This window comes from Mesorhizobium sp. M6A.T.Cr.TU.014.01.1.1 (assembly GCF_004022765.1).
Taxonomy (GTDB): domain Bacteria; phylum Pseudomonadota; class Alphaproteobacteria; order Rhizobiales; family Rhizobiaceae; genus Mesorhizobium; species Mesorhizobium mediterraneum.
In genome coordinates this window covers 1-17,427 of the sequence record NZ_RZPG01000003.1, presented here as the reverse complement: position 1 = coordinate 17,427, position 17,427 = coordinate 1, and the positions used below count along the sequence as shown (strand labels likewise).

At 62.6% G+C, this 17,427-nt stretch carries 24 protein-coding genes and 2 pseudogenes; 12 read left to right on the top strand and 14 right to left on the bottom strand.

The annotated features are described in order from the left end of the window. The first annotated feature begins 270 nt into the window (after nucleotides 1-270). Entirely contained in the window at nucleotides 271-1,200 is a 930-nt protein-coding gene (locus EN885_RS04945; RefSeq protein WP_128241722.1) for a LysR family transcriptional regulator, read from the top strand. A 7-nt stretch (nucleotides 1,201-1,207) separates the two neighbouring features. On the opposite strand, the gene EN885_RS04940 is transcribed toward EN885_RS04945, so the two are convergent. Then, entirely contained in the window at nucleotides 1,208-2,125 is a 918-nt protein-coding gene (locus tag EN885_RS04940) for a polyprenyl synthetase family protein (RefSeq protein WP_128241721.1), read from the bottom strand. Nucleotides 2,126-2,203: 78 nt separating this feature from the next. Between EN885_RS04940 and EN885_RS04935 the strand changes: the two genes are divergently transcribed. The 3 genes from EN885_RS04935 (at nucleotide 2,204) to EN885_RS04925 (ending at nucleotide 3,939) form a co-directional block, all read left to right on the top strand. Continuing rightward, a complete protein-coding gene (locus EN885_RS04935; RefSeq protein ID WP_127288413.1) occupies nucleotides 2,204-2,974 on the top strand; it encodes a transglycosylase domain-containing protein in 771 nt (256 codons plus the stop codon). A gap of 137 nt (nucleotides 2,975-3,111) precedes the next feature. Then, nucleotides 3,112-3,294 (top strand): 50S ribosomal protein L32, encoded by a 183-nt coding sequence (gene rpmF / locus EN885_RS04930; protein ID WP_006203806.1) that lies wholly within the window; start codon nucleotides 3,112-3,114, stop codon nucleotides 3,292-3,294. Nucleotides 3,295-3,537: 243 nt separating this feature from the next. Then, nucleotides 3,538-3,939 carry a hypothetical protein gene (locus tag EN885_RS04925; protein WP_095487289.1) on the top strand — a complete coding sequence of 134 codons (402 nt, stop codon included), beginning with the start codon at nucleotides 3,538-3,540 and terminating at the stop codon, nucleotides 3,937-3,939. A gap of 14 nt (nucleotides 3,940-3,953) precedes the next feature. Here the strand turns inward: EN885_RS04925 and EN885_RS34085 are convergent. The 3 genes and pseudogenes from EN885_RS34085 to EN885_RS04910 all read right to left on the bottom strand — a co-directional run. Next, nucleotides 3,954-4,062: pseudogene (locus tag EN885_RS34085) on the bottom strand (heme-binding protein); the annotation flags it as partial. Between the two features lie 2 nt (nucleotides 4,063-4,064). After that, nucleotides 4,065-4,298 carry a hypothetical protein gene (locus EN885_RS04915; RefSeq protein WP_029348749.1) on the bottom strand — a complete coding sequence of 78 codons (234 nt, stop codon included), beginning with the start codon at nucleotides 4,296-4,298 and terminating at the stop codon, nucleotides 4,065-4,067. A gap of 80 nt (nucleotides 4,299-4,378) precedes the next feature. Beyond that, the gene (locus EN885_RS04910) at nucleotides 4,379-4,906 is read right to left on the bottom strand and encodes a helix-turn-helix domain-containing protein (RefSeq protein WP_128241720.1); all 528 of its coding nucleotides are present in this window, start codon (nucleotides 4,904-4,906) and stop codon (nucleotides 4,379-4,381) included. Nucleotides 4,907-5,006: 100 nt separating this feature from the next. Between EN885_RS04910 and EN885_RS04905 the strand changes: the two genes are divergently transcribed. Further along, nucleotides 5,007-5,858, top strand: a complete 852-nt coding sequence (locus EN885_RS04905) for an alpha/beta hydrolase (RefSeq protein WP_128241719.1) — start codon at nucleotides 5,007-5,009, stop codon at nucleotides 5,856-5,858. Between the two features lie 64 nt (nucleotides 5,859-5,922). After that, nucleotides 5,923-6,579, top strand: a complete 657-nt coding sequence (locus EN885_RS04900) for a glutathione S-transferase family protein (protein ID WP_095487283.1) — start codon at nucleotides 5,923-5,925, stop codon at nucleotides 6,577-6,579. Between the two features lie 75 nt (nucleotides 6,580-6,654). Here EN885_RS04900 and EN885_RS04895 read toward each other — a convergent pair whose 3' ends face one another. The 3 genes from EN885_RS04895 to EN885_RS04885 all read right to left on the bottom strand — a co-directional run bounded on the left by EN885_RS04895 (nucleotide 6,655) and on the right by EN885_RS04885 (nucleotide 8,487). After that, on the bottom strand, nucleotides 6,655-6,930 hold the full coding sequence (locus EN885_RS04895) for a metalloregulator ArsR/SmtB family transcription factor (RefSeq protein WP_095487281.1): 276 nt from the start codon (nucleotides 6,928-6,930) through the stop codon (nucleotides 6,655-6,657). A 31-nt stretch (nucleotides 6,931-6,961) separates the two neighbouring features. Then, on the bottom strand, nucleotides 6,962-8,209 hold the full coding sequence (locus EN885_RS04890; RefSeq protein ID WP_128241718.1) for an MFS transporter: 1,248 nt from the start codon (nucleotides 8,207-8,209) through the stop codon (nucleotides 6,962-6,964). Between the two features lie 83 nt (nucleotides 8,210-8,292). Next, nucleotides 8,293-8,487, bottom strand: a complete 195-nt coding sequence (locus tag EN885_RS04885; RefSeq protein ID WP_126104587.1) for a DUF1192 domain-containing protein — start codon at nucleotides 8,485-8,487, stop codon at nucleotides 8,293-8,295. Between the two features lie 191 nt (nucleotides 8,488-8,678). Here EN885_RS04885 and EN885_RS04880 point away from each other — a divergent pair, with 191 nt between their 5' ends. Together EN885_RS04880 and EN885_RS04875 are read left to right on the top strand one after the other, a co-directional pair. Further along, nucleotides 8,679-9,692: an NAD(P)H-quinone oxidoreductase gene (locus EN885_RS04880; RefSeq protein ID WP_126104588.1), complete on the top strand. Its 1,014-nt coding sequence runs from the start codon at nucleotides 8,679-8,681 to the stop codon at nucleotides 9,690-9,692. A gap of 132 nt (nucleotides 9,693-9,824) precedes the next feature. Then, nucleotides 9,825-9,965 carry a DUF1127 domain-containing protein gene (locus EN885_RS04875; protein ID WP_095487275.1) on the top strand — a complete coding sequence of 47 codons (141 nt, stop codon included), beginning with the start codon at nucleotides 9,825-9,827 and terminating at the stop codon, nucleotides 9,963-9,965. 193 nt (nucleotides 9,966-10,158) lie between these two features. Here EN885_RS04875 and EN885_RS04870 read toward each other — a convergent pair whose 3' ends face one another. After that, the gene (locus tag EN885_RS04870; protein WP_095487273.1) at nucleotides 10,159-10,776 is read right to left on the bottom strand and encodes a LysE family transporter; all 618 of its coding nucleotides are present in this window, start codon (nucleotides 10,774-10,776) and stop codon (nucleotides 10,159-10,161) included. A gap of 127 nt (nucleotides 10,777-10,903) precedes the next feature. After that, a complete protein-coding gene (locus EN885_RS04865) occupies nucleotides 10,904-12,046 on the bottom strand; it encodes a helix-turn-helix transcriptional regulator (RefSeq protein WP_128241717.1) in 1,143 nt (380 codons plus the stop codon). 378 nt (nucleotides 12,047-12,424) lie between these two features. Between EN885_RS04865 and EN885_RS04860 the strand changes: the two genes are divergently transcribed. Beyond that, nucleotides 12,425-13,120, top strand: coding sequence for a DUF1013 domain-containing protein (locus tag EN885_RS04860; protein WP_127288421.1), 696 nt, complete (start codon nucleotides 12,425-12,427; stop codon nucleotides 13,118-13,120). A 176-nt stretch (nucleotides 13,121-13,296) separates the two neighbouring features. On the opposite strand, the gene EN885_RS04855 is transcribed toward EN885_RS04860, so the two are convergent. The 5 genes from EN885_RS04855 to EN885_RS04835 all read right to left on the bottom strand — a co-directional run bounded on the left by EN885_RS04855 (nucleotide 13,297) and on the right by EN885_RS04835 (nucleotide 15,771). After that, entirely contained in the window at nucleotides 13,297-14,016 is a 720-nt protein-coding gene (locus tag EN885_RS04855) for a YafY family protein (RefSeq protein WP_095487267.1), read from the bottom strand. 73 nt (nucleotides 14,017-14,089) lie between these two features. Beyond that, on the bottom strand, nucleotides 14,090-14,500 hold the full coding sequence (locus EN885_RS04850; protein ID WP_095487265.1) for a hypothetical protein: 411 nt from the start codon (nucleotides 14,498-14,500) through the stop codon (nucleotides 14,090-14,092). Nucleotides 14,501-14,507: 7 nt separating this feature from the next. Beyond that, complete coding sequence (locus EN885_RS04845) at nucleotides 14,508-14,873, bottom strand: VOC family protein (RefSeq protein ID WP_126104589.1); 366 nt, start codon at nucleotides 14,871-14,873, stop codon at nucleotides 14,508-14,510. 53 nt (nucleotides 14,874-14,926) lie between these two features. Beyond that, nucleotides 14,927-15,529, bottom strand: a complete 603-nt coding sequence (locus EN885_RS04840; protein WP_128241716.1) for a DJ-1/PfpI family protein — start codon at nucleotides 15,527-15,529, stop codon at nucleotides 14,927-14,929. Nucleotides 15,530-15,606: 77 nt separating this feature from the next. After that, on the bottom strand, nucleotides 15,607-15,771 hold the full coding sequence (locus EN885_RS04835) for a hypothetical protein (protein ID WP_126104591.1): 165 nt from the start codon (nucleotides 15,769-15,771) through the stop codon (nucleotides 15,607-15,609). A 262-nt stretch (nucleotides 15,772-16,033) separates the two neighbouring features. Between EN885_RS04835 and EN885_RS04830 the strand changes: the two genes are divergently transcribed. The 3 genes and pseudogenes from EN885_RS04830 to EN885_RS33830 all read left to right on the top strand — a co-directional run. Then, complete coding sequence (locus EN885_RS04830) at nucleotides 16,034-16,987, top strand: ring-cleaving dioxygenase (protein WP_128241715.1); 954 nt, start codon at nucleotides 16,034-16,036, stop codon at nucleotides 16,985-16,987. 66 nt (nucleotides 16,988-17,053) lie between these two features. Then, nucleotides 17,054-17,215, top strand: a complete 162-nt coding sequence (locus EN885_RS04825; RefSeq protein WP_023797063.1) for a hypothetical protein — start codon at nucleotides 17,054-17,056, stop codon at nucleotides 17,213-17,215. Nucleotides 17,216-17,305: 90 nt separating this feature from the next. Next, a pseudogene (locus EN885_RS33830) lies at nucleotides 17,306-17,427 on the top strand (IS630 family transposase); the annotation flags it as partial.

Here is a 17,427-nt window from a genome sequence, read left to right as displayed (position 1 = left end):
ACGTTGCTTCGCTCTGGGCGTTTTCCCATCTTTTGCGGTGACCGGTTGAGCACGCGGATAATCCGGAGACACCACCGCCCGATTGCGGCGCTGCGCTGACGACGTGCCCACCGATGCAGCTCGTGACCATCGCGCAGGTTTGGCTGTTCTGAACGCATCGCACTCTCCTCACCAGCATTTCGATGCTGAGGAGGGAATCATATTATGTATCGCAAATACTGATAATTGGTGATAATTTCCGTTCATCTGTGACGAATTGGAATAGATATCATGGACCGACAGGAAACGATGGGTGTGTTCCTGTCAGTTGTCGAGGAAGGCGACTTCTCGGCAGCGGCACGCCGGGTGCGGATGACCCCATCGGCCGTCAGCAAAATCATCGGTCGCCTTGAGTCCCGCCTTGGCGTGCGCTTGTTGCAACGCTCGACGCGGCGCATCAGCTTGACAGCGGAAGGCAGCAGCTATGCCGATAGCGCTCGCCGGATCCTGAACGACATCAAAGAGGCTGAAATCGCGATTCAACCCGGCGCAGAACCGCGCGGCCGGCTGCGCGTCAGTCTTCCGAGCGCCTTCGGCCATCGTCTAATCGTGCCGATGCTACCGGCTTTCATCGATCGCTACCCGGCCATTGAGCTCGAGCTGATGTTCACAGATGCGATTGTCGACCTGTTGGCTGAGGAAACGGACGTCGCCGTGCGCGTTGCCGCCCAGAGCGATTCCAGGCTGGTGATGCGGCGGCTGGCGCCCAATCACCGTGTCATTTGCGCGTCAGCTCAGTATCTCGAAAAACACGGCATACCGATGACGCCAGGCGACCTTCAACATCATACTTGCCTCGGCATCACATCACGCGGCGGCCTTAACATCTGGGAATTCGATGGCCCGGACGGTCCGCAAAGCATGCGTATCCGCAGCCCGATAGAGGCCAACAGCACGGAAGCCCTGCGTCGGCTGGCGCTCGCCGGTGTCGGCATCATCCGCATGTCGGAGATATTGGTCGGACCGGATATCAGGATAGGCAGGCTGACCGCACTGCTTACCGGATACAATCATCACGACGGACCGCCAATCTGCGCTGTTTATCCGCCTGGCCGGATCCTGTCGCCGCGTGTCCGCGTGTTCGTGGATTTCCTGGCCGAACAGTTCACCAATCCTCCTTGGCTACGCAGCGCGCCACAAGACGTCGGGAATACAGTTTAGAGCAGCGTCAGCTGTTGCGGGTCGCCACGAATGTCGCCGCTTGCTTCAGAAGCACGGCGGCTTCGCCATAGGGATCGAGCAGCGCGTGGGCCTGGTCGACGAGGCCTTGAAGCTGGTCCTGCGCCCAGTTCGCGCCGTGCAGCGCCACCAGCGTCGCCTTGCCGGCTGCTGCATCCTTGCCGGTCGCCTTGCCCATCTGGTGCGCGTCCGCCGTCAGGTCGAGCAAATCGTCGGCAAGTTGAAAGGCAAGCCCGATCGCCGAGCCGAACTCGGCCAGCCTTTCGCGGTCGACCGGTGGCGCGCCGGCAATGATTGCGCCCGCCTCGCAGGCGAAGCGCATCAGCGCGCCGGTCTTCATCGCCTGAAGCCGGATGATGCCGGCTTCGTCCGGCCCGATGCGCTCGGCCTCAAGGTCGAGCATCTGGCCGCCGACCATGCCGCCGGCTCCGGCGGCGCGGGCCAGCGCCAGCACCAGCGCCGCCCTTCGCTCGGCCGGTAGCATCGTCGCTTCGTCGGCAATGATGTCGAAGGCGAGCGCCAGCAAGGCGTCGCCGGCGAGGATGGCGGTCGCCTCATCGAAGGCCTTGTGCACGGTCGGCTGGCCACGGCGCAAATCGTCATCGTCCATGGCCGGCAGATCGTCATGGATCAGCGAATAGCAATGCACGCATTCGAGCGCCGCCGCCACGCGCAGCGCCGCCTCGCTGTCGGCGGAAAACAGCGCGGCGCTTTCCATCACCAGGAAGGGGCGCAGGCGCTTGCCGCCGTTCAGCACGCCATGACGCATCGCCGCCATCAGACGTTGCGGCCGCGCGATCTCGCCTGAAAGCGGGCGGCCGTCGAGGAGACGCCTGAGCAGCGCCTCGATCGGACCTGCGCGCGCGAGAAGCGCTGCCTCGAACGGAATTTGATCGTCTTTCGTCATCGCCGGGACCGGTAGCCGACACTCAGACGTTGCGCAAGAAGCCAAGCGCCATTATGCCGGGGCAGGGAGCAGCATGGATTGGGCGGCTTGGCGGAACCGATCGTCGATCACGAAACCGAAGGGTTGGACATGGTGAGGCCGAAACGCGGCAACCGCATCGGTCTCAAACGCTGGCCCCGGCTCTGGGTCCGGCGCGGCATCACCGTCGCCGTCGTGCTGGCGCTGATGCCGGTGGTGTTGACGTTTCTGTATCTGCCGCCGTTCGTGCATCCGGTGTCGACATTGATGCTGAAGGATCTGGCGACGTTTTCCGGCTATGACCGGCGCTGGGTCTCGATCGACGATGTGGCGCCGGCGCTGGCGAATTCGGTCATCATGTCGGAGGACGGGCAGTTCTGTTTCCATCGCGGCATCGACCTTGGCGAGTTGAGGGGCGTCGTCGACGACGCGCTGGCCGGCGAGATGACGCGCGGCGCATCGACCATCACCATGCAGACCGTGAAGAATCTCTATCTGTGGTCGCGGCCGCTGGGCTCGGTCCGGAAAGTCGTCGAGCTGCCGCTGTCTGTCTATTTTGACATGGTGATGTCGAAACGGCGCATCATGGAAATCTATCTCAATATCGCCGAATGGGGGCCGGGCATCTATGGCATCGAGGCCGCCGCCCAGCACCATTTCGGGGTTTCGGCAAAACGATTGTCGCGTCGCCAGGCGGCACTGCTTGCCGTCACCTTGCCGAACCCGATCGCGCGCAACCCGGCGAAGCCCGGACCGGGGCTGAGGCGGCTGGCTGCGCTGATCGAGCGGCGCGCAGGCCGGTCCGGCGCCTATATCGGCTGCCTGCGATAGCTTAAAAAAATTCGCGACGGCGCTGGCCAAAACGGCGCAGGGCGTGTATAGGCACCCGACTTTCTCAGATTCCGGCCCTGACGCGGCCCTTTCACGAGGGCAGCCGGGGCGTTTTGACCATGTAGTGGAGCATATCCATGGCCGTACCGAAACGAAAAACCTCTCCGTCGAAGCGCGGCATGCGCCGTTCGGCCGACGCATTGAAGGCCCCGACCTATGTCGAGGACAAGAATTCCGGCGAGATGCGCCGCCCGCACCATATCGACCTGAAGACCGGCATGTATCGCGGTCGCCAGGTTCTGGAGCCGAAGGAAAGCTGAGACAGCTTTCGACGGTTTGTGACTACCGAAGGACCGGCCATCGCGCCGGTCTTTTGCATTTTGGCGCTGAGGATCGCTCACCGAACCAATTTCAGCCATCCAGCAACCGTTTAGGATGTCAGCCGGGCCGGCTGACATTGTTATTTCGCACCGTCTTTGTCCGTGTTCGCGGTCGCATACGAAAATTCTTGACGGCGAACGCCGGGCGCATACTACAGAGGGCAGTCCAACCGGAGCCGCCTGATGTTCGGTGCCATCCCGCTGCTGATCGTGCCCTTCGTCCTCTATAATCTCGGGCTTCTGGGAATATTCGGCGGTGGCGACGACCCCTGGGCAAGCGAACTGGTCTCGATCCGCATGATGTCGGGCGGGGTGTTCTCGCTGACGCTCGGCGATCTGATCGTGCTGATCGGGCTAATCCTCTTCTTCGTCGAAATCGTGAAATCGACGCGCACGACGAGCGCCTCGATCATGGACCACCTGCTGTCGACCTTCGTCTTCGTGGCGTTCCTGGTCGAGTTCCTGCTGGTGAAGGGCGCGGCGCACTCGGTTTTCTTCACGCTGATGGTCATCGCGCTGGTCGACGTTCTCGCCGGCTTCTCGGTGTCGATGCGAGCGGCCACCCGCGACATAAACATGAACTAGACTTGAGGCCGGCCTTAGCCGGAGGCGGCGGTGAAGCCTGCCGCCTCGATACCGGCGATGGCCGCCGCTTCATCATTGCCGGAAATGCCGGCAGCGCCGACGACGGCGCCGGTCGCGAACCAGCTCTATTTTTTCTTGGCGCGCGCCGGCTTCTTCACCGGAGCAGCCGGCGCATTGGCGAGGTCTTCGGCTTCCTTGGCGAGGCGCAGCGCCCGCAGTTTGTTGGTCTTAATCTGGCGGGCGTCGCTCTCGGCGACATATTCCGCCATCGCCTTCTGACGAACCGTGGCTGCCTCTTCCTGCTTTTTGAAACGCAAATCAGCCCGCGCGCGGGCAGTATCCTTAGAGTTCTCAACCAAGGGCTTTTCCAATCCCGTAAATTATAGTTTTCAATGCCTTTAATAGCAGAGCCGGCCTGCGATGGGGAAAAATAAGTTGGTCAGGCGCGGGGATCGCAGCCGGTGCCCGACGCCTTTCGGGCGACAACCGCCTTGTATCCAGCCTGCAAGGTCGCACGCACGGTGGCGTCCGGCGGCGTGTCGGAAGGTGTGCCCAGATGTTCGTGGCGCAGCTCGTCCATGAACTTCTCCCACATAGGCGGGCCACCCTTTTCCAGAAGCTCGGCGCGGATCGAGAGTTCTTCGCTGACCGGCAGCCAGACGCGACCCCAGGCGCCGAGATGCGCCAGGATCGGCACCAGCGTTATCGCCATTTCGGTCAGGGAGTAGATCGCCTTCTGCTTGTGGGTGGGATCGTCGGCCCTGGTCAGCATGCCGAGCTCCATCAGCCGCTTCAGCCGATCGGCGAGGATGTTGGAAGCGATGCCTTCCAGCGACCCGTTGAGCAGCTCGCGAAAATGGCGTTTGCCGCCGAAAATCATGTCGCGAAGGATGATCAGGCTCCACCGGTCGCCAAACACTTCAAGCGACAGGTTGATCGGGCACCCAGACCGGCGATCGATGCTCATGCGATTCTCCGACAGAAACCGGTTGCATTATCATATCGGTTTTATTATTGTGCAACTGATTGCAAAATGCAATCGGTTTTGCAAAAAGGAGACGGCGATCATGATGAAGGCCGCGGAACCCGAAATCGCATCCCAGACGTTTGGCGATCCCGCGCATCCACCGATACTGCTGATCATGGGCGCCATGGCTTCGATGCTCTGGTGGCCGGAGGCGTTTTGCCGGAAACTGGCCGGCAAGGGTCTGTTCGTGATCCGCTATGACAATCGCGATACCGGCCGTTCGACCAAATATGCACCGGGCGAACCGCCTTACACATTCGACGACATGGCGGACGACGCTATCCGCGTGCTCGACGGTTACTGCATCGCGAAAGCGCATGTGGTCGGCATGTCGATGGGCGGCATGATCGCGCAGCTTGTGGCGCTGAAGCATCCATCGCGGGTCATCTCGCTTACGGCGATCAGCACTTCTCCCGTGGGAACCGACACGTCGCATCTGCCTGGGATGACCGAGGTCTATAGGAAACATTCGGCCGAAGGCGCTGATGTCGATTGGTCGGACCGTGACCAGGTGGTCGACTTCATCGTCAAGGACGCGCACGCGATCGCCGGCACCGCGCATCCCTTCGACGAGAAGCGGATGAGGGCGTTTGTCGAACAGGATTACGACCGATCCGGCGGCTTCTTGAGCGCGACCAATCATTTCATGCTCAAGAGCAGCGAGGATCGGGGCGGCGAGGACGGGAAGGGCCGCCTGCACGAATTGAAGGTTCCGCTCCTCGTGATCCACGGCACCGATGATCCGATCTTTCCGATCGAGCATGGCGCCGCTCTTGCCGAAGCAGTTGCCGGCGCGAAGCTTGTCCGTATCGAAGGCGGTGGCCACGAACTGCATCCCGACGATTGGGCCGTGATCGTCGATGCCATCGTCACCCATACCCATGCCAGGTAGGTAGCAGGCCGAACCTCGATACCGCCCGTCCGCGAGGCGAACCACCAAAGGAACGAACAAAACAATGTCCCTGACGATGCATCTTCATCCGCTGGCGTCCTTCTGCTGGAAGCCGCTGATCGCGCTCTATGAGAACGGCACGCTGTTCACGTCGGTCGTCGTCGATCTCGGCAATGAACAGTCGCGCGCGGCGTTCCTGAAATTGTCGCCGGCCGGCAAGATGCCGGTGCTGCGCGATGAAGCGCTGGACCAGACTGTGCCGGAATCGACGATCGTCATCGAATATCTCAACGCGCATTATCCCGGACCGGTCGAGCTGATCCCTGCCGATATCGATCTCGCCCGCCAGACCCGCCTCGCCGACCGATTTTATGACTTCTACGTGCAGCACCCGATGCAGAAGATCGTCGGCGACCGCCTGCGGCCGGAAGGCATGACCGATCCGTTCGGCGTCGAGGAGGCGCGCGCCCAGCTGCGCAGCGCCTACGCCATCATCGAGCAGGACATGCAGTCGCGGACATGGGGCATGGGCGAAGCCTTCACCCTGGCCGACTGCGCCGCCGCCCCGGCATTGTTCTATGCCAACAAGGTCGAGCCGTTCGGCGACAGATATCCCGCGGTGAGGCGCTACCACGACCGGCTGCTGCGGCGGCCGTCTGTCGCCCGCGTGATCGAGGAAGCGCAGCCCTATTTTAAGCTCTTCCCCTATAACAACGGTTAGGCCCGATGCTGCACGATCCCGCCCAACGACGCCCCTGGCGCTTCGCTGGCCAAGACGTGACGGCGCATCTCCGGGTCAACCCAGCTGCTCTGCGTCCCAGAACTGGTCGAGCCAGATGTTGAGCTTCAGGAAGCCGGCACTGCTGACCGTGTAGACACGCCTTGTCCCTTCCGGCTTGGCATTGACCAGCCCGGCGTCGAGCAGCACCTTCAGATGCTGCGAAACAGCCGGGCGCGAGACCGGCAACCCGGCGGCAAGTTCGTTGACGGTCTTCGGGCCGCGCCGGAGCTCTTCCAAGAGATAGCGCCGGTTGGGATCGGCAATCGCCATAAAGGCGTCAGAAAACATCATGCCTTATTTGTGAGGCAAAGTTTTCCAAATCTCAACCGTTGGTTTCAGGCTTTCTGCGCGGATCGAGCCGCAGTGCCTCCGGCGTGATCGAGCGCTCGGCCGGTTGTGTCTTGAAGGCGTCGCGGTCTTCGATCGGCACCGGCGCGCGCCGGCTGATGCGCAGCAGCGTATAGCCCGCCAGGCAAAGATGCGCGAAGGCAGTCGCAAGGAACAGGGCTTCCGGCCGCATCCAGCCCATCAGGCCGGCGGCCAGCAGCGGCCCGATCATTGTGCCGAAACCATAGAGCAGCAGCAGCCCGCCCGACACTTTGACGAAATCCTCGGCCCGGGCGTGATCGTTGGCATGGGCCACGGCGATCGAATACAGCGTGTAGGCAAAGGCGCCGTAGGCGGCAGTGCAGACGATGACGAAGACGCCGGAGCGCGGCTCGAACAGGAAGACCGCGACGGCGAACAGTGCCGCGCCGAAGGCCAAGCCCGCAAGCACAAAGCGGCGGTCGGTCTTGTCGGAAAGACGCCCGGCCGGAAGTTGCATGGCTGCGCCGGCGACGACCACCAGGCTCATCATCAGCGCAATCTCGGCCGTGGAAATGCCGATGCGGGCGCCATAGACGGCGCCGAGCGTGCCCCAGGCGCCGTTGGCGATGCCGATCAAGACGCAGGCGATCGCCGACACCGGCGAATTGGCATAGAGCCCATTGACGTCGAGCGAGACGTCCTGCAGCGGCTTGGGGTGTGACGCCGTCGACACCGCGGTCGGGATGAGCGACAGGCAGAACAGAATGCCGGTGATCATGAACAGCGAGGCCGACTTCACGTCGCCGCCAGCAACGATCATCTGGCCGCCCATGATCGAGGCATAGGTGACCATCATGTAGAGGCCAAAGACGGCGCCGCGGTTCTCGTTGGTAGACTTCTCGTTCAGCCAGCTTTCGATGACCATGAAGGCGCCGGCCATGGTGAAACCGGTGAAGGCGCGCAGCAGGATCCAAAAATATTCGTCGATGATCAGGCCGGTGAGCAGTGCGACGATGGCTCCCGATGCCGCAAAGGCGCCGAAAGCGCGTACGTGACCGGCGCGACGCACGATGCGCGGCGCAAAGAAGCAGCCGGTGACGAAGCCGCCGGCCCAGGCCGTGCCCATCAGGCCGAGCGATGCGGTCGAGAAACCCTCCAACTGGCCGCGCAGCGGCAATAGCAGCCCGTGCAATCCGGTCGCCGCCAGCAGGAAAGCGGTGCCGCGAAGCAGCGAGAGGATCGGTCGGTAGCTTGCAAACATTTAGCTGATCCGGCTGGAATTAGGGAGGATCTGAAGACAGTCGCATTCGGGCTTTTCGGCGGCGGGCGCTTCGGCTCTGGAGACTATCCGCGGCGGAACAGCGCCTCGGCCGCTGATTTGGTGGTGCCCTTGGACTTGAGCTCGGCTTCCAACCGGGCGATCTCGTCGCGCAGGATGCCGATCCGCTCGGACAGTTCGTCGACCGAAAGCAGCGACAGATCCTGACCGATCTCGTGCGGGCGCGCTTTCTTTTTGGGTTCGTCGTCGAAGATCGCCATCGTCGCTCCTCCCTGATGCGCAAAAATTAGACTGCTACAGCATCCATAGCGCGTCCAATCGGACGCCCGGCGCTGCAGTGGCCATTTGCCTGATTTGGCAATCAGCATACATAGGGCAGGGGCATGGATGCAAATAGTCGGCAAGAAACTGGCCGCTGGCAAGAAACTGGCGAAGCGAGACGGGAAAATTCATGGCGAATGGACAGAACAGAATTCCAGCGACGATGATCGCCATTGCGATCTCGGAACCCGGCGGACCACGGGTGCTGAAACCCGAAACGCGCGACGTGCCGGTGCCGGGTCCCGGCGAAATCCTGATCCGGGTGCGCGCCGCCGGCATCAACCGGCCGGATGTGCAGCAACGCAAGGGCGTCTACCCACCGCCGCCCGGTGCGTCGGACCTGCCGGGTCTCGAAGCGTCGGGCGAAGTTGCAGCCCTTGGCGATGAGATATCGCGCTGGCGCGTCGGCGATCGGGTCTGCGCGCTGACGCCCGGCGGCGCCTATGCCGAATATGTCAAGGTCCATGCCGGCAGCGTGCTGCCGCTGCCCGCAGGCTTCACCCACACCGAAGCGGCGGCAGTGCCGGAAAACTACTTCACTGTCTGGCATAATGTCTTCGAGCGCGGCGGCCTTAAGAGCGGCGAGACACTGCTCGTGCATGGCGGCTCGTCGGGGATCGGCACCACGGCGATCCAGCTCGCCTCGGCCTTCGGCGCCTATGTCATCACCACTGCCGGCAACCAGGAAAAGTGCGACGCCTGTCTGAAGCTCGGCGCCGACCGGGCGATCAACTACCGCGAGGAGGATTTCGTCGCAGCGGTTAAGGACGCGACCGACGGCCGCGGCGCCAACGTCATCCTCGACATGGTCGGCGGCGACTATGTGGCGCGAAACTACGAGGCCGCGGCGGTGGAAGGACGCATCGTCCAGATCGCCACGCAGACCGGGGCGACAGCCAGCGCCGATTTCTCGAAGATGATGGTCAAGCGGCTCACCCACACCGGCTCGACGCTGCGGCCGCGCACCGTCGAGTTCAAGGCGGCAATCGCCGCGGCGCTGGAGGCGCAGGTGTGGCCGCTGCTCGGCACCCGCAAGGTGGCACCGGTGATGGATATGATCTTCCCACTCAAGGAAGCGTGGCGGGCGCATGAGCGGATGGAGGAGGGCGAGCATATCGGCAAGATCGTGCTCGACGTCGGCTGACGGGCGGTAAACAAGCTGAACAAAAGCTTAATTGTGCAATGCAACAAACGCATTGCGGCCATGCAAAAGCGTCTGTTCAACTTTTCATCAACGATGCCTATTTGAGCGGCATCGAAACGATGGAGGACTACCATGAACCCGATCCGTGCTTTCCGTAACTGGCGCATGTACAATGAAACCGTGCGCGAACTGAACCGCTTGAACGCCCGTCAGCTCAACGACCTCGGCATCAACCGTGCCGACATTGAGAGGATCGCCCGCAAGGCGCTTTGATCTCGAGTGTAATCTCGCCCGAAAGCATCAAGCCGCCTTTTTGTGCAGCGGCGTTTCGGTCCGAGATCATGCTTTAGAAGCCAGAGCCGCAACAGACGGGTTTTCCCGTCGCCGGTTCCGAGCCCGCTGGACCCTGTCTGGCGGGTTTTGTCGTTTGAACTCTGTGTAACAGCGGCGGCTGCGCGTATCTTTCTCAATAACCAAGTGCGGCAAAGCCGAGCGCCACCAGGGCCCCTCCCAGCACGATGTCCGCATGCTTTCGGAAACGACTGTAAAATCGCCGTGTGGCCGGTTGGGAGATGGAAAGGCCGAGAAGACCAAACCAGGCGATCGCAATGGCAAACACCAATGCGACCACGGACAGGTGAGTTGCCCCGCGAGCATTTAAATTCAGCGTCGAGGATGCGAAAAACAGCGCGGTGGCAGGATTTGCCGCTGCCGTGATAAATCCCAGCCGGAAGTATCGAACGATTGGAACCGGCTTCGGCGCGTTGGCGCCAGCCTTGATCGACAGCGCCCGCCGCATCGAATTCCAGCCGATGAAGACCAGCATTGCGCCGTAAAGGCTGGCGGCCATCTGGTGTGCGATGCCCCCCGGCGGCAGCGCGCTGGCTCCCGTTGCGACGATCGCCGCCAGCGAACTCGCGCCAAGGGCAATACCGGCGGCAGCCGAAAGCGCCGTGGCGCGCGAAGCGGTTAGCCCGGCCTGCGCGACGACAGCGAAGTTGGCGCCCGGCAGCATTGCCAATAGCGCATAGGAAATGGCGAACGGAAACAACCCCGCCGCGACAGCGTGCCCGGTTTCCAACATCGATCAGCCCACATCGGCGGCGTCAGCTCTCCCAAGGGCAGATCGCCGCTACCGAAGCGAAATGTGGATGAAACACTTCCCCTCTAACAGTCGGCAAATGCCGACATGAGGACGTTTTGTTGGTGGGTTACGGGCCGCGCCCGCTGAGCGGCTCCGTGTTCTTGAGCAATGCAACCAACTCGCTCTGCTGATGGGTGCGGGTTTTGGAGAAGATCCGTTCCAGATAAGTGCGGCAGGTCTTCACGGTTATGTTCGAATTCGCCGCGGTTTCCTTCAGCGACCGCCCCGATGCCAAGGCTGTTGCAAGCTTCGCCTCAGCCGCCGTCAGATCGAACAGGTAGCGGATATGGGTCTCGAAACTGTCGGGAATGCGCCGGGCGACCTCCGTGACCATGATCACCGCGCAACGCTCCGACGCCAGGCCATAGGCGCGGGCGTCGACGAATGGGGCAACCGTCAGCACCAACCGTGTCAGGTCAAATCGCTCGCGGTCCGATGGCACCAGCAGCGTTCCTCCGGTCCCGAGCATGGCGCCGCCATGGAGCGAGCAGGCATTCGCGACCAGCCGCTGAAGCTGCTGCGCATCCCTGAGATTGGAGGCGACGATCGTGCCGCCATTCAGTGCCAGAGGGCTGTCGGGCCGTGCCAGCATTGCCTCGGCGGCCTCGTTCATTTGGGCGACACGCTGAAAGCCGTCCACCAGAAACACGCCGAAGGGCAGATGCGAGAAGGCCGATGCCAGCGCCGACGTGTTCTCCAACTGCCGGCCGATCTCCCCAGCGCGCAGCATATGCGGCACGATCTTCTGCAGCAGATCGATGTCGTCGGCACCGAATGCGCCCTGCTTCGAGCCGCGATGGATATCGAAAAACCAATAGGAGCCGTTGGAAGCCAGAAGATTGGAGGCGAGCCCGTGATGCATGTCGCGCGGCCTCATCCAGTCTTGCCAGAGTTCGCGGCGACGGAACGCCGCCACGTCTCCAGCTATCCGCGTCCGATCATAGATTTTGCCCACCGGCAGCGCTGCCGCGACCGTGCTGATGGGGTCACGCATGTGTGCCGCTGCCGCCTCGGGAGAACACAGCCCCGGGTCATCGACAGTCCCGACCGCGCTGAACGCCTGCTGATCGAGCCGCGCGATACAGCTTCGCGATGCCTTGAACAGATCGCGCAGCCCCACGACCACATCAGGCCAGCGCTCCTGATCATAGGCGGCCTCGTAGATCTGACCAACAACGGTGGAAACTGAATGGATGGTCACGTCAGCCATGATGATGGCCTTCCGTTGCTGCGCACATTTGGCTGATGAAGCCTAGCACACGGAAGCTCTCGCGCAAGTTGCATCGCCGCTGAATCAGGCGATGCTGCCCTCAATCCCACCTCGCCGATGGCGGGCTGAACCTGAGCAGGACTACTCTTCTGGCGCTCGGCCAAGCCATAACCTGCGGAGCCGAAACGCCGATGCACGGCGCCGAAGCTGAAGGGCTGCCTTGACAGGTTCGATATCTCCCGCCGTCCTCGCCGCCACGCGCCAAAAACGTTGCGAAATGGCGAGAGAGCGGTTATACAGACCGCGAATTTCCCATTTTGGTGGCTCTAAAACCACCGCCCGCGCGGGAACGCGGGCGAACGAGAAGGATATTTTGCAATGGCCAATACGCTGCTGATGCCCAAGGCGACCGCCGTCTGGCTGGTCGACAATACCGCGCTGTCCTTCGAGCAGATCGCGCAGTTCTGCTCGCTGCATCCGCTCGAGGTCAAGGCGATCGCCGATGGCGAATCGGCGCAAGGCATCAAGGGCATGGACCCGATCATGACTGGCCAGCTGACCCGCGACGAGATCGCACGCGCCGAGAAGGATGCGAACCATCGGCTGAAGCTGTCCGACCCCAAGGTGCGGGTGCCGGAATCCAAGCGCAAGGGTCCGCGCTACACGCCACTGTCGAAGCGCCAGGACCGGCCCAACGCCATCCTCTGGCTGGTGCGCAACCATCCCGAGTTGAAGGACGCGCAGATCGCGCGCCTCGTCGGTACCACCAAGTCGACGATCGACCAAATTCGTGACAGGAAGCACTGGAACTCGGCCAATCTGCAGCCGATGGATCCGGTGACGCTGGGTCTCGCCTCGCAGATCGACCTCGACATGGAAGTCAACCGCGCCTCGCGTGGCCGCGAGCAGGCACAGCCAGCCGGCGACACGCTGCTGCCGGCGGCATTGACCGAGCGGCTGGTGCCGGCGCCGGAGAAGCCAAAGGACGAGGATGCAGAACTCGACGCCAACGCCGTCTTCGCCAAGCTTTCGGCGCTGAAGTCGAAGGACGAGGATACCGACGACGAGGCTTGAGGAACGGCGCCCTTTCCTTCTCCCCTTTGTGGGAGAAGGTGGCCGAGCGAAGCTCGGTCGGATGAGGGGTGCTGGACGGATCGCGGCGTTGGAGTTTCTTCCAACACCCCTCATCCGTCTTGGCGCTGCGCGCCAATCCACCTTCTCCCACAAGGGGAGAAGGAAAGGCGCCGCGCCTAAGTTCGCGCGGCTCGGTCCGGTGCCATGCCGTAATCCTCGCTGCGCTCAACCGCACGATAGAAATCTGCGAGCTGCTTGCCGCGCTCCGGCTTGAAGACGCGGCCGGCTATGACCACCGAAGCGATGCGATCGATACGGAAAGCGCGGAAATCGTCGCGCATCTCGCACCATGCGACCAGCGTCCACACCTTGCCCCAGAACCATAGGCCTAGCGGCCTGATGTCGCGCGCGGTGCTGCGGCCGGCCTCGTCGGAATAGTCGATGGTCAGCACCTGGCGTTTTTCCACCGCGCGCTCGATCAGGTCGATTGCCTCGCGGGCGGCGTCGCTCACCACCCACATCGGCGTGTGGATCTCGGTGCGGGCGATGCGGTCCTTCTCGGCGTCGGGCAGCACGGCGCCGATCTTGACCAGCGCCTCGTCGGCGGCCCGCGCCATGGCAGCGCCGCCAAACGCGCGCACCATGCGGGCGCCGGCGACCAGCGCGACGATCTCATCACGCGTGAACATCAGCGGCGGAAGGTCGAAACCCTCCCTCATCATGTAGCCGACGCCGGCCTCGCCGTCGATCGGCACACCAGTCGATTGCAGGTCGGCGATGTCGCGGTAGATGGTCCGCTCGGAAACCTCGAGCCACGTGCCCAGCTTCTGGGCGGTGACCAAACGGCCACCGCGCAGATGCTGCACGATCTGGAAGAGCCTGTCGGCGCGGCGCATCGTATGGTCCCTCGGTGTTGTTTCTATGCATGTCGTGGTCCCAAAACCGGTTCCCACTTTTGGGCGACATGCATTATGGTTCGAGCCCTTCGCGCTTGCGCTGCGCGGCGACGAATGCCGCGCCGAAGGACAATTTCCCTGTTGTCGGCGTCTTTGCATCCAGCACCCGCCAGAACGGCGCGATGTCGCTCAGCGGCATGCCGCGTTCCAAATCCTCGTTGGCGGCCTCGGCGACAGTGCGCAGATGATAGCCGATAGTGACCGGACATGTCACTTCGGCACCGTGCTCGATGGCGAGCGCGGTGCGCAATGCACGGACGTCCATGTCCACGCCCTTGGGGATGGAGCGGATGAAATCATCGACCTGCCGTGCCGTCGGCACCAGCATCGGCTGGCCCTCGACGACGTCGCCAACAGTGCGCGGCGTCGGCTTGATACCGTTGATGCCCGGTGCGTTCAGCCTGTCGTTCCAGCTTTTTGCCATGCGGCACCTAGACGAAGAGCCCAAAGCTGTTGCCGTCCGGGTCGAGGCAATAGGCGAATGTGCCGGCCGGAATGGAGATCGCCGGCGAGACGACCTGGCCGCCGTTCTGCCTCACCCGTTCCATGGCATCTTCGATCGGTGCGGCAACCGACAGATGGATGGTCGGGCCGGTTCCCGGTGCCGCGGGTTTTCCGGGGTAGACGTGACCGGATGCCATTCGGTCCTGCGTGGCGAACATGGCCAGTGGGTTCGGGCCGCTCTCCTCCAGAGCGAGATCGTTCTGAAGCACCGATCCATAAAAGGCGCGCGCCCGATCCATGTCGGTGACGGGGATCTCGAACCATGCCGAGGCTTTTGCAGGGATGAAGGCCATGTCAGTCTCCTGATACTGTCGCACTATTGCACGCCGCTCCTGACACCATACTGTCAGGAGACTTCAGCATGTTCCCCTTCGGCATACTCCCTGGCGAACAGCGTGCGCATCTGCGCGAGGTCGCTTGTTCTCTGGGGATAGAGCGTCTTCAAATAGGCAAGAGCGAAGGTGCCGGGAGCCGAACCCGGCGCGGACACGATGCGGCCGTCGGCGACGGCATAGGGCACGTCCTGATAGTTCTGGGCGCCGGGGTAAGCCGGTTCCTTTTCATTGATCCAGTCACGACCATTGCTGGTGTGTTTGGCCTTGTCGAACAGGCCGGCACGCGCCAACGCCAATGTGCCGGCGCAGATGCCGCCGATCCCGCCGCCGCGTGCCGCAATTGCCGTCAGCAGTCCGGAGATATCAGGCGGTGCATCGACCCATAGGTCGGAGCCGATGACCGCGACGGCGTCGAGATCGGTGTTTTCATCAACCTCGGTGGAGCGATCGGGCGTCAGCATAAATCCGCTGGCCGAGGTCACCGGCTTGCCGTTCGGCGTCAGCGACACCGCGCGTGCGCCGAACCATTCGACCGCCGAAGCCGCCAGCAGGCCGTATTCCCAGTCGGCGAAGCGATCGATGAAAACGACGCCGATGGTTTTCTGTTCGGACATTTCCTGCTCCGTCCTTCGGCCCGCCGGATCTATATCTGGGCGCCTTGGCGTCCGCATCCAGCCGCTGCCGCGAAAAATCACCCGCGACCGTGGCGGCCTTCGTAATTATCCGGCCAACCGATGTCCTTGCGGATGCTCTGCGGCAAGCCATTCATGAAACGCCGGGTGCGGATCTCGTTGCGCATCGTCCGGATCTTGCCGACATAGCGCTGCACGCTGTGCAGAATGGTAAAACCGTTCATGGCTGGTCTCCTCTCTTTCGATGGAGACACTATCGCACACCCCTCCTGACAGCAGTCTGTCAGGAGGCTGAGCGGTCTTTGGCGAGCGTGCCAGGTTTTGCCGGTTCCGATCCCGCCTGCACGAGAGAAGCAGGCTTTTTTGTCGCTCTGCCGGGGTTGAGTCGTTTAGCTTTCAACGACGGACGGTTGGAATTCGCAGCAGCGATAGGGCCGGCGTTCTGATATTGAGGGAGAAAATTCCTCGGAGATCAGGGAGATGACCATGAGCCTGCAACTGACAGGAATTCACCATCTGACCGCAATCACGGCCAATGCGCCGGGAAACCTTCGTTTCTACACCGGCACTTTGGGGCTGCGGCTGGTCAAGAAGACGGTCAATCAGGACGACACGTCAGCCTATCACCTCTTCTATGCCGATGCAGAGGCGACGCCTGGCACTGACATCACCTTCTTCGACTGGCCGGTCGGACGCGAACGGCGCGGCACCAACAGCATCGTGCGGACGAGCCTGAGGGTCGCCAGCCCCGAAAGTCTTGCCTGGTGGAAGGATCGCCTGGCCGGCGAGGCCGTCGCGACGGGAGAGATCGGCGACATCGGCGGCTATCCGTCGCTGGATTTCGAAGATCCAGAGGGCCAGCGCCTGCGCCTCGTCAGCGATGGCGGCAAGGGCGACAGCCATCCCTGGTCTCAAAGCCCAGTCCCAGTCGAGCACCAGATACGCGGGCTCGGGCCTATCGTCATCAGCGTTCCCGACATCACCAACACCGAGGCCGTGCTGACCCGGGTGATGAACATGCGCAAGGCGCGTGATTATGCGTCGCCAGATGGCGAGGGTCTGGTTCATGTCTTCGAAATGGGAGCAGGCGGGCCGGCGGCGGAGCTTCATGTCGCGGTGCAGCCGGGTCTTGCGCCGGCACGTCAAGGCGCCGGGGCGGTCCACCACGTCGCGTTCAGGGCGCCCGACCAGGAGACCTTGCATCAATGGACGGCGCGGCTGGCCGAGTTCCGTCTGCCGTCAAGCGGTGAGGTCGAACGATACTACTTCCGCTCGCTCTATTTCCGCGAGCCGAACGGCATATTCTTCGAGATTGCCACCGACGGCCCCGGGTTCACCGCCGACGAGCCGCTGGAAACGCTGGGCGAAAGGCTGGCCTTGCCGCCGTTCCTCGAACCGAACCGGGCTGCGATCGAGGCCGGCCTCAAGCCGCTGGCATAGCAACTCTATCGCGAGCGAGCGAAAGGAGCGCTTTGACAGCCGCTTGTGATGCTGGTCAAAGGCGGCATGTCGAAACTCCTCGCGCTCGTCATCGTCGCCATGATGGTCATCCAGCTGATCAAGCCGCTCGGCTGGCCGGGGCTGAAGCGGCGCAGCGATTTCTGGAAACTGGCGGTGCTGGCGATGGCGGCGATTTCGATCACAGCGGCGCTGGGGCATTGGACCTAGAGCGGTTCACGGCTTGATGGAATCGAAGGGGATTCCAGATTTGTGGGTTTTGTGATTCAAGATGCTGGCTGGAGTGGAGGCCAGAATCTGATGACTCGACCCCTTTCCAATGATCTTCGCGAGCGGGTGGTGGCGGCGGTTTTGAGTGGTGAAAGCCGCCGGTCTGCCGCCAAACGGTTCGGCATTTCGGCTTCGGCGGCGGTGAAGCTGTT